5 protein-coding genes are annotated in these 12038 nt (G+C 63.9%); 4 read left to right on the plus strand and 1 reads right to left on the minus strand.

The genetic code is table 11. The features are described from left to right. Nucleotides 1-81 precede the first annotated feature (81 nt). Nucleotides 82-5196 carry a glycoside hydrolase family 66 protein gene (locus H582_RS29025; RefSeq protein WP_240479060.1) on the plus strand — a complete coding sequence of 1705 codons (5115 nt, stop codon included), beginning with the start codon at nucleotides 82-84 and terminating at the stop codon, nucleotides 5194-5196. Nucleotides 5197-5370: 174 nt separating this feature from the next. Then, nucleotides 5371-7761, plus strand: coding sequence for a glycoside hydrolase family 66 protein (locus H582_RS29030; protein ID WP_052333541.1), 2391 nt, complete (start codon nucleotides 5371-5373; stop codon nucleotides 7759-7761). Nucleotides 7762-7884: 123 nt separating this feature from the next. On the opposite strand, the gene H582_RS0122050 is transcribed toward H582_RS29030, so the two are convergent. Next, a complete protein-coding gene (locus H582_RS0122050; protein ID WP_028600270.1) occupies nucleotides 7885-8754 on the minus strand; it encodes an AraC family transcriptional regulator in 870 nt (289 codons plus the stop codon). 118 nt (nucleotides 8755-8872) lie between these two features. On the opposite strand from H582_RS0122050, the gene H582_RS0122055 reads away from it, so the two are divergent. Further along, the gene (locus tag H582_RS0122055; protein WP_028600271.1) at nucleotides 8873-10219 is read left to right on the plus strand and encodes an alpha-L-fucosidase; all 1347 of its coding nucleotides are present in this window, start codon (nucleotides 8873-8875) and stop codon (nucleotides 10217-10219) included. Between the two features lie 324 nt (nucleotides 10220-10543). Continuing rightward, nucleotides 10544-12001: a SulP family inorganic anion transporter gene (locus H582_RS0122060; protein ID WP_028600272.1), complete on the plus strand. Its 1458-nt coding sequence runs from the start codon at nucleotides 10544-10546 to the stop codon at nucleotides 11999-12001. Nucleotides 12002-12038 lie beyond the last annotated feature (37 nt).

A 12038-nucleotide genomic window follows, 5' to 3' on the forward strand; every position in this document is an offset into this window, starting at 1 on the left:
AGCAAGGGCATGCCGGTTCGCGGGATGCCCTTGCTTTGCATCCATAGCCTCACCCCTATCCATGCTTGATCAAGGAGGAACATGATGAGACCTATCGTCAAACATGCCGCTCGCGCCATGGCGGCCGCGCTTGCCCTGCAAGCGGTCCTGCCGGGAGCGATTTCCTGGAACGCGGCACGAGCCGCTGCGGCGGCGCAGATTGCCGGTCCCGCAGCATCCGTTCCGGCGTCGCCGATCGAATCGCTGGCTGTAGGCAAAGCCCGCTATGCTCCGGGCGAGGCGGCGCAGCTGACGCTGCGCTTCCGCGACGAGCAGCCTTGGCAAGGCCAGCTGCATGTCGAGATCCACCATCTGAACCGGCTGATTGCCCAAGGAACGAAAACAATCCAGGCGCAGCCGGGACAAGGAGAGCTGTCCTTCAGCTGGAACCCGCCGGACAGGGACTTCACCGGTTATCTGGTCAAGGCTTGGCTGAAAGGCAGGGAAGAGGAGGCAGTTACGGCGGCCATTGACGTTTCGAGCGATTGGAAGCGCTTCCCCCGATATGGCTATGTGAGCGAGTTCCCGAGAGAGACGGCGGCCGAAAGCGACGCCAAGCTGAAACAGCTCTCGCAGGAGTATTACTTGAACGGCTACCAGTTCTACGACTGGATGTGGCGCCACGATGTCAGCGTCTATTCCAAAACCGATGCCAGCGGCAAGCCGGTCCGGGACGAGCAAGGGAATTTCGTCACGGAAGCCATTACGCCCGAGGCGCATTATGCCGATCTGCTCGGGCGGGACTTGTATCCGCTCTCGATCAAGCAGCAGGTGGCGGCGGCGCAAAAGTACGGCTCTGCTGCGATGGCCTATCAGATGAACTATGCGGCCCGCGAGAACTACGAGGACTTCGGCGTGTCGCCGAGATGGGGCCTGTTCAAGGCCAAGCCGGATCCCGCCGAGCCGCAGAAGAGCCAGGACGGCTTCACTTTCGACGTGAACGGCAAGACGACCTCGTTGTTCCTGCAGGATCCGGGCAACCCGGAATGGCAGCGGTACATCGCCGGACAGTTCGTCCGGGCAGCGAACGAGTTCGGCTTCGACGGAATGCATCTGGACCAGTGGGGGGCGAACGACAAGAACTTCCTCTACGGGTATGACGGCAGCCAGCGCTACTACTCGCTCGACTACGACAAGATCATCAACGCGACCAAGGACGCGTTGGCCGCCAACGATCCGGCGAAAAGCGACGTCACCTTCAACATGGTCGGAGGCAACGCCGAGTACAGCGCGGTGCCGAATCCGGCGACCAAGACCGATTTCGACTACAGCGAGATCTGGAGCGACCGCAACCATTACCGTGACCTGCAGAAGGTCGTCGAGGATACCCGGTCCAAAAACGGCGGCAAGGCGATGGTCATCGCCGGCTACATGAACTACAAGATGGCGACCGGGGTCAAGACCCGCGGCACGGCTGCCCGGGACGTGCCGGCTGCAGCCGAGTCCCCGTCAAGGATCGCGAAGGCCCATGGCTGGGTCGGCAACTTCGGCCGCAAGGATACGGACGCGGTGACGTTCCGCGTCACGGTTCCTGCGGCCGGAAGCTATCGGCTCAAGCTCGGCTACGGCCATGGCAACGACGGAGGAGCTCCGGAAGGAAGGCTGGCCGTCAACGGCGCGACGGCCGCAGCCGCGATTCCGTTCCCGGAGAAGACCGGATGGGGCGAGCCGACGGCGGAAGCGGTCGTCGAGGCCGCGCTTGTCAAAGGCGAGAACGAGGTCAGGCTGACGCTGAACACAAACGGGCTCTGGCTCAACCTGGCCAGCCTGACCGTCAGCGGCCACGGCTCCGACAAGCGGTACGACGCCGCGGACGCCGAGCTGGACAACGTCATCGTGGACCAGTACAGCCATGTGTACGGCTTCGAGACGAAGGGCGACACGATCCGCTTCGAGGTCGAAGCGCCGCAAGCGGGCGACTATCCGCTGTCGTTCACCTATGCGTCCGACTGGCAGGAAGCATCTCGCGAGCTGAGGGTCGACGGGGAGCGGCAGGCAGACGTCGTATTCCCGGCGGCGGGCGGCTGGGAGTCGTTCGTCCCGTCCGGCGTGCTGGCCCAGGCGCGTCTCAAGGCCGGCAAGAACATCGTCGAGCTGCGCGCTCCGGCGGACGATCTGGGCATCAAGCTGCGGGACATGACGGTCGGAGACCAGAAGCTGCCCGCCTATTTCGCGGAAATACCTCCGGCCGCGAGCATCGTCCTGACGCCTTCGAGCACGGACAATTTCGGCCAGGCGGGACAGAGCGTCACCTACCGGGTCTATGCCGACCGAGCCGTGGATTCTATCGGCGTGCTCTACCGCACGGACAACGAGCCCGCCCTCTCCGTGAAGGTCGACGGCCAGCCTGCGCCTCAGGCGCAGCAGGTGCCGTTCTCCCGCACGCCGGGCGGCTGGGGCGGAGACATGCAGCTCAAGCTGCTGCCGCTCCGCCTGGAAGCCGGAGCGCATGAGGTGCGGCTGGAAATGGCGACTTCGGGCCAGTACGCGAACGTAGCCGGCATCGTAGCAGACGGACGGCTGTACAGCTCCGGCGGCGCGGCGCCGGAGGGCGGCGTCCAGCCTGTCGTCGGGTACGCTTCCGGCTTCGACAACGTGAACGACCGCGTCGCCTTCGAGGTGCAGGCGCCGGAGGACGGCCTCTACGATCTCGACTGGATCTACCGCGCCCAAGGACAGGCAGCCGCGGTCCGCAGCGTGTCGGTGAACGGCAGCGCCGCCGGCGAGCTGACGCTCGATCCGGCCGCAGCGTGGACGGACAAGCGCCAGGCGGGCGTCGCGCTTCGCCAGGGCAGCAACGTCGTCGTCATCAGTCAGGAGGCCGGGCAGGCAGGCTCGATCCAGCTGGACCGGCTGGACGTACGGCCGGCGCAAGGCTCCGGTGCCGTTCGGAGCTATGAGGCGGAAAACCCGCGAAGTGACACGAGCTTCGCTCTCGTCAAGGACACGGTCGTGAACTTCGGCGAGGTCGGGCAGCAGGTCACGTACCCGCTCGAAGTGCCGGCCGCGGGCGAGCAGAGCCTCATCTTCACCTACGCCAACGCGGGCGCCTTCACGACCCGCTCGGTCTATATCGACGGCGAGCGGGCCAAGGATGCGGGCGGCAATCCGCTCAAGATCGGACTCGACGGCACGAAGGGCAAGGACGCGTTCAGCGGCGACGGCTATGTGATCCTGCCGCATCTCGGAGCGGGAGCGCATCAGGTGACGCTGAAAATGGAAGCCGACGACGTGCCGGGATCGATCCAGCTGCGCGGCGTGACGGTCGGGTATTTCGACGAGCCTTCGGTGCGTCTGATGGACGCGGCGCTGGCATCGATGGGTGCGACCCACATCGAGCTCGGGACGGCGGAGCAGATCGGCGAGGGGCCGAACATGCTGGCGCACGAGTATTACCCGAACCGCAGCAAGAAGATGACCGAGAGCACGAAGGAGGCGATGAAGGACTACTACAAGTTCTTCGCCGCCTACGAGAACCTGCTGTTCGACAGCAAGGCGGATGCGGATGCGGCGGTCGAGGCGTTCGACGCTTCGGGGCAGGCGCTGCCGACGAGCCGGGACGGCTCGGAGCGGACGCTTTGGACGACCGTCCGCACCAACGCCGGCAATGAGGGGTATGCCGACTACGACGTCATCCATCTGATCAACCTGCTGGACAACGACTCCAACTGGCGGAACGAGGCGCGGCAGCCGAAGGCGGCGCACGATCTTGCGGTCCGCTATGCGATCGGCGGCCCGGCGGCGGAGCGGCCGGAGCTGAAGGTGTACGCGGCCACGCCGGACAGCCGCGAGGGCGCCATGCAGGAGCTCGACTATGTCTGGGACGGCGATTCCATCGTGATCCAGGTGCCGGAGCTCGACTACTGGACGATGCTCGTCATCGACCGGCAGCCGCAGTCGCCGGAGCCGCAGGCGTTGTTCGGCGGAGACGGCTCCGAGACGAGCCCGACGCCGTCCCCAAGCGCAAGCCCGACGTCGCCTCCGGCCGAGCCGCCGGCGTCCGGCGCAGCGGCATCGGCCGCTCCTTCGCCATCCGCATCGCCAGCGCCGGCAGTCCGCGTCATCGGCGAGAGTGAGCTGTCGGGCGAAGGCGCGGCAGGCCGGATCGACTTGCGTCTCGAGGCTGGAACCGGCCGGGCGCGGATTCCGGTGGCAGCCGCGGGCAAGATTTCGGCCAAGGAAGTCCGGATCGGACACGATGGGGCAGCAGCCGTTTGGAAAAGCTCCGCGCTGAACGCCTTGCTGGCTGCCGCCGCCAAGGATGGAGCGGCCTGGCTTGAGCTGGAGCTGCGGCCGGCAGGGGAGGCCAAGGCTCCGCACGCGGCGTGGACGCCGAGGAGCGCAGTCTATGAAGCCCGCTTGAGCGCAGTCGGCTCCGACGGAACAGCGGTGGGCAGCGCGGCGCTGTACCCTCAAGGCCAGCTGGAATTCCGGGTGCAGGCTCCGCTGCTCGGAGGCAAGACGCTCGGCCTGTACCGGGCGGGCGCAACGGACGCCGAGTGGAGCTACGCCGGCGGCGTTTATAGGCCGGGAGAGCGCGTCCTGCGTGCGGATTGGACCGAATCCGGCTCCTACGCTGTCATGGATCATCTCAAGACGTTCGCGGACGTGCCGCCCAGCCACTGGGGCTACGAAGCGATCGCGTCGCTGGCCGCCAAGCAGATTGTGACCGGCATGACGGAGAGCCGCTTCGAGCCGTCGGCGACGGCCACCAGAGCCCAGCTCGCGGCGCTGCTCGTCCGGACGCTTGGCCTCTCATCCGGCGGCAAGCCATCCGCTTTCCCTGATATTCCGGCAGGCGCATGGCATGCCGATGCGGTCTCCTCCGCCGTCTCGGCCGGCTTGATCCTCGGACGGGAGGATGGCCGGTTCGATCCTGATGCCGCTGTCTCGAGACAGGAGCTGGCGGTGATGCTGGATCGCACGCTCGACTACCTGGGCGGGCAGAAGCAGGCGCCGGCAGCCGCCGCGTCCTCTTCCTTCTCGGATCGCGCGCTGATCGCGGCCTGGGCTCAGGCGGCGGTGAGCCGCCTGGAGCAGGCCGGGCTGCTGCTCGGCGACGCCCGGGGACAATTCCGGCCGCAGGCCGCCAGCACGCGGGCCGAGATTGCGGCCGTGCTGGACCGGCTGCTGGAGCGGACGGCCGCGGCGGACTGACGCCGTCCTGGCGAGGACGGCACGAGATGGCGCAGGCAAGGGGCGGAGGGCTGCAAGTGTGGCTTTCCGCCCCTTTTTTCCATCCAGCGGAAGGGAGGCGATGTCCTGGAATCCGGACGATGCTGGATTCCATGCGCAAGCGACAAGCGATGAACAAAACGAGGAGGAACGATCATGACCAGCAAGCTCTTGCCTGTGTTCGGCCTGGTTGTCCTGCTGCTCGGCCTGGCTGGGATGGCGCCGGAACAAGCTTCGGCCGGCACCGCGCCGCTCCTGCAGCGGGTCAATACCGACAAGGCCCGCTACAATCCGGGCGAGCAAGCCGCCATCTATTTGGATTTGAAAAACGGGACCGGGTCCAGCTTCGCCGGCTCGGTGACGCTTTATTTCCGCCATCTAGGAGCGGAGGCAGGCCCGGACCAGACCCGGACCGTGTCCCTCGGCGCGGGACAAGCGACAACGCTGACGTATGCCTGGACGCCCCCGTCGACCGACTATCGGGGGTATCTGGTGGAGGCATGGGTCCGGGACCAGAGCGGCGCGGTCGTCGACTCCGGATCGACGGCGATCGACGTCTCGAGCAACTGGACCAGATTTCCGCGGTACGGCTATGTGAGCGAGTTCGCGGATACGGTCGATACGGCGAACTCGACGTGGCAGCTGAAAAACTACCATATCAACGCGCTGCAATTTTATGACTGGCACTGGCAGCACCATCGTCCGAACCCGGATCCGCAGTCCCCGTCCTGGCAGGATATCGCCAACCGCCGGGTGGCGCGCTCGACGGTGAACGGCTACATAAGCAGCGCTCACCACTACGGCATGAAGGCGATGAACTACAATCTGATCAACGGCGCCTTCGACAACTATTGGAACGACGGGGTGCAGGTCGCATGGGGACTGTTCAAGGACAGCGGCGGCAGCTACGACCCGAGCCGCCAGGATCTTCACGGGCTTCCGGGCGGCTGGGCAGGCGGGGGAGGAAAGATCTATCTGTTCAATCCCGCGAACCCCGGCTGGCGGAACTACATCTTCACGAGGGAAGAGGAGGTGTTCCAGAACTTCGCATTCGACGGGTGGCACATGGATACGCTCGGTCCTCGGGGCACGCTCTACGACTGGAACCGCAATGCGGTCCAGCTGGACTCGACGTATGCCGGATTCATCAATGCCGCGAAGGCGCGCCTTCAGAAAGAGGTCGTCTTCAACAGCGTCCTGGCCTACGGACAGGATCAGGTGTCCGCGGACTCGAGCGCGGAATTCGTCTACACGGAGCTGTGGGATGACGACGAATCGAACGACGACTACATCGATCTGCTGCGTCTGGTGGAGCGCTCCAAGGCGCGCAGCGACAAGGCCGTCGTATTCGCCGCGTACATGAATTACAAGCATTCGCAGGAGACTCCAGGAGGAACGCAGCGACTGTTCAACGAAGCGTCGGTCAGGCTGGCGGATGCCGCCATGTTCGCTGCAGGCGCCTCGCACATCGAGCTCGGCGACGGCGGAAGCATGCTGTCGAACGAGTATTTCCCGAACAAGAATCTGGTCATGAGCGACAGCCTCAAGGCGGCGATGAAGAATTACTACGGGTTCCTGACAGCCTATCAGAACCTGCTGAGGGACGGCGTCGTCAGCGGGTCGAGCCGGATCGAGCTGACAGGCTTGCCGTCGAGCACGGAGGGCGATGCGGGAGCGGTGTGGAAGTTCTCGAAGTCGAAGGACGGCTACGACATCATCCACCTCATCAACCTGGAAAACAACGTCTCGACCCGCTGGCGCGATGAGAACGCAGCCTACGCGGCGCCGGATCAATTCGCCGCTGTTCCGGCGAAGATCTACTACGAGGGAACGCTGCGCCCGAACGCCAAGGTCTGGGTGGCGTCGCCGGACTACGACCATGGCAAGGCGTACAGCCTGAGCTACTCGACCGGATCGGATGCCGGTGGCAGCTATGTCTCGCTGACGGTGCCCAAGCTGCACTACTGGGTCATGATCTGGATCGAGAAAGGCTCGAATGAAAGCGGCACGGCGCTTTCGGAAACGTTCGAGGACGCATCGGTCGAATCTATGCCGGCCGGCTGGCAGAACGTCAGCGGCTCCTGGCAGGTGTCCCAGCCTGCCGGAGCGACCAAAGAGCTCAAGGCCGCCGCGGCCAACAGCGTCGTGAACTACATTCGCGGCTTCAATACCGGGGACTACAGCGTCGAAGGCCATGTCTACCTGCCGAACACGGCCCATAATGCCGCTGTTCTGGCCCGGATGCAGAAAAGCGGAGGCTTCTATCAGCTGGAGCTGAGGGACGGAGCCTCCTGGAAGCTATATAAATTCGACGGCCGATCCACCTGGACGGAGCTGGCGTCAGGCGCGCACGTCTATTCGCCGGGAAGCTACCATTATTTGAAGCTGACCTGCCGAGGGAACCGCCTGACGGTTGAAGTCGATCTTCAGCAGAAGGCGACGATCACCGACCTGAACCAGCCTTTCCTGAAAGGGACGGTCGGCTTGCGGGCGGAGTCCGCGGACTACCGGTTCGACAACATCATCGTAACCGGACTGGCTGGCTGAGCGCTCTTGAAAAAAGCCCTCCTTTCGTTGCCAAAGGAGGGCTTTCGTGCGTCTGATCCGCCATGGAGCTGACGCGGCAATCGAGGCTGGACAGACCCGGCCCTTCTTCTCTTCCCCTTCAAGTCAGACCGGCTCTTCGCCGCGTGCCGCCCTCGCTCTGGAGGCCTGTCTGGCCCGGTACTCGGACGGAGAGCAGCTCATCTCCTTGCGGAACACCTTGGAGAAGTGGTTGGTGTCCGGAAAGCCGACCTGCGCGGCGATGTCCTTGATGCTGAGTCCGCCGGCCTCCAGCAGGGCGCGAGCGCGCTGCATGCGCTTGCGGTTCAGGTACTTGAGCGGAGAGACGGCGAGATGCTTGTTGAAGTAGCGCACGAGATAGTTGGGATGCAGATGGACATGCCGGGACAGGTCGTCCAGCGTAAGCGCCTCGGACAAGCGCTCTTCGATGAAGGAGTCGATCTGCCGCAGGCGTTCGATCTCGTCTCGCTTGCCGGGGGTGATCCGCAGCTGCGGGTTCGACTCGGCGAGGAAAAAGCCGATGACTTCGAGCAGGACTGCTTTCTCCCGGATCCGCGCCAGCCAGCCGCCGTCGGCATGCAGCTCCGCAAGCTCGCGGAACAGCCGGGTCAGCGAATCCAGCCGGTCCGGCGGAACGTTCAGCAGCGGCGGGACGTCGATCCATTGAAACAGATCCAGCCCTCCCAGCGCTGCGGTGAAATGACACCAATACTTGCGGTAGGGGCGGTCGCTTATGGCGGAGTAGGACTGGCGGACATGCGCCGGCATATGGCAGAGCTGGCCCGCGACGGGGGCATAGGAGCGGCCGTCGATGTCGATCCAGCCCTCGCCGCCGCAGATCAGATAGAACTTATTGTAAGACGGCACATAATCAAGCTCGCGCCACTCGGGCGAGCACTCCGTGTAGTAGGCTTCGACCAGGCTGACTTGAAGATGCTGGAGCATCGCGCCCGGCATGGCGTCATGGTCGTGCATCCGCATCCCTCGTTCAATTGGTTAATTTCATCCCCGCAGGAAGCTAACTTGCTGCCTATAGCTTATCACAATTCATTGCTAGACTTGGGCTATACCGAACATGGGGAGGCGCTAGGGCATGAATGAGTTGATCAGGCAACGTACCGAACGGACGGAGTGGTTCCGACATGACCGCTTCGGCATGTTCATCCATTGGGGAATCTATGCGATTCCGGCACGGGGCGAATGGGTGCGCAGCTTCGAGAGGATGAGCGACCAGGACTATCAGACTTATGTGGACGAGTTCAACCCGGAGCGGTACGATCCGAAAGCGTGGGCGAAGGCGGCCAAGGATGCGGGCATGACCTATACGGTGCTGACGGCCAAGCATCATGACGGCTTCTGCCTGTTCGACAGCAAGCATACGACGTACAAGTCGACGAACACGCCATGCGGAAGGGACCTCGTCCGCGAGTTCCTCGATGCGTTCCGCGAGGAAGGGCTGAAGGTCGGCCTCTACTTCTCGCTCATCGATTGGCATCATCCGGATTTCCCGGCGTACGGAGACCGCATCCATCCGATGCGCGACGACGAGAGCTTCCGGCGCGATCCGGAGCGCTTCGACGCCTACCTGGACGACATGCATGCGCAGGTGCGCGAGCTGCTCACCGGGTACGGCAAGCTGGACATCATGTGGTTCGACTTCTCTTACGACGACATGAGAGGGGAAAAATGGCGGGCGACCGAGCTGATGACGATGATCCGCGAGTTCCAGCCGCAGATCATCGTCGACAACCGGCTCGAGGCGAGCGGAGAAGAAGGGGGCTCGATCTATTCCCGGACCCCGAGCTTCTTTTCGGGCGATTTCGCTTCGCCGGAGCAGATCATCCCTCCGCAGGGCATTACGGACGAGGACGGACGACCCATCCCCTGGGAAGCCTGCATGACGCTGAACAACAACTGGGGCTATGCGGCGAACGACCATGCGTACAAGTCGGCGAAAACCGTCATCCGCAAGCTGGTCGAGTGCGTGAGCAAAAACGGCAATCTGCTGCTTAATGTCGGACCGGACGCGAAGGGAGAGATTCCGCGGCGATCGCTGAGCGTCCTGACGGAGGTAGGAGCCTGGATGCGCCGCAACGGGGAAAGCATCTACGGCTGCGGGGAAGCGGGCCTCGACAAGCCGGAGTGGGGCCGCTACACGCGCAAGGGCGACAAGCTGTATGCGCATATCTTTGAAGAAAGCGTCGGTCCGGTTAATCTGTCCGGTCTGGGCGGCCAGGTGAAAAAAGCGAGGCTGCTGGAAGACGGCTCGGAGCTGTTCGTCTCCCGTCCGTGGAATGCCAAGCTGTATCCGAACGACGAATTTTTCAATTTCGCGCAGCCGGAGCACTTCACCTATCCGCTGCCGGATGAGCTGGATACCGTCGTCGAGATCACGCTGGACGATCCGCATGGGAAATCGGGAAGCCAGGGGAGGCCGTAAGGGCTTGCCGGCACGGCGGCCTCTCCCGCGCCGCATCGCCTGAACAAGCGTCCGCCAACCGGCGAAGCACTCGTTGCTTCGCCGGTTCGCTTTTTATGGCGCGAATCCCCACGGGGCAGGGGGCCGTCTCCCGCCCCGATCTTGACCTTACTTGAATCGATCCCCATAGAAAAGAGCCGCAGCAGCGAGAATGGGCGCGATTCATTTCGATGATTGCGCTTTCTTTGACTTCCGGGCTTGTCGCCTGCTTTTCCTAAAAGCCTTATAATGCTCGGTTAGAAGAGGTGCATCGGAAATTCCGCTCATCAGGAGGGTACATTCGTCTTGAACCGCATATCCCGCTGGAAGCAGGAGTGGCTCCCGAATCCGGGAACGAACATCCTGTCCGGCATCACTGTCGCTTTGGCGCTCATTCCCGAGACGCTGGCCTTTTCGATCATCGCGGGCGTCAGCCCGATGGTCGGGCTCATCACGTCCTGCATGATCGCCATCATCATCTCGTTCGCCGGCGGCCGTCCGGCGATGATCTCCGCCGCCACCGGCGCGCTCGCGCTGCTCATGGTCGGCCTCGTCCGCGATCACGGCGTGGAATACCTGTTCGCCGCGACGATCCTGACCGGCATCATCCAGCTCGTCATCGGCTGGCTGAAGCTCGGCAGCCTGATCCGCTTCGTGCCGCATTCGGTCATGAACGGCTTCGTGAACGCGCTGGCGATCATGATCTTCATGGCCCAGCTCGTGCACTTCCAGGGCCAGGGCTGGACGATGTACGCGCTCGTCGGCCTCGCGCTCGCTATCGTGTTCGGGCTGCCGAAGCTGACCCGCGCGTTCCCGTCCGCGCTCGCCGCGATCATCGTCGTGTCCGCCGTCGCCATGATCTTCAAGCTCGACGCGCTGACCGTCGGCGACATCGCCGACTTCTCCGGCACGCTGCCGATGCTGCATCTGCCGGACTTCGTTCCGAACCTGGACAATCTGCTCATCATCCTGCCCTACTCGGCCTCGATGGCGCTCGTCGGGCTGCTGGAGTCGCTGCTGACGTCCAACATCCTCGACGAGATCACCGATACGCCGAGCGACAAAAACCGCGAGGTCAAAGGCCAGGGCATCGCCAACTTCGCTACCGGCTTCTTCGGCGGCATGGCGGGCTGCGCGATGATCGGCCAATCGGTCATCAACGTGCGCTCCGGCGGACGCACGCGGCTGTCGACGCTGACGGCGGGCGTCGTCCTGCTGCTGCTGATCCTGTTCCTCAGTCCGGTCGTCAAGCAGATCCCGATGGCGGCGCTCGTCGGCGTCATGTTCATGGTCGCGATCGGCTCGTTCAACTGGAAGTCGCTCGGCGAGCTGAAGCGCGCCCCGATCGGCGACTCGATCGTCATGCTGGCGACCGTCGGCGTCGTCCTGTACACGCATAACCTCGGCCTCGGCGTCATCGTCGGCGTGCTGCTGAGCGCGGTCATCTTCGCCCGGCGCATCTCGCGCATCGCCGTGAAGGCGCAGCCGCAGCCGGACGGCAGCCTGCGCTATGCGGTGAGCGGCCAGCTGTTTTTCGCGACGGCGACCGATTTCGGCGACGCCTTCGACTCGGCCGGCGATCCCGAGCTCGTAACGATCGACTTTTCGGACGCCCATGTGTGGGATCACTCCGGCGTCAATGCGATCGCCCGCATCCGGGGCAAGTACCTGGAGGCCGGCAAAAGCTGCGACGTTGTCGGGCTCAACGAGGAGAGCGGCCGGCTCGTCGAGAAGATGGGCTTGGAATCGTACGGCACGCTGTAGAGGAAGACGCATCGCGCAGCCAACAAAGGATGGGAGG

This window comes from Paenibacillus pasadenensis DSM 19293, assembly GCF_000422485.1.
Classification (GTDB): domain Bacteria; phylum Bacillota; class Bacilli; order Paenibacillales; family Paenibacillaceae; genus Paenibacillus_O; species Paenibacillus_O pasadenensis.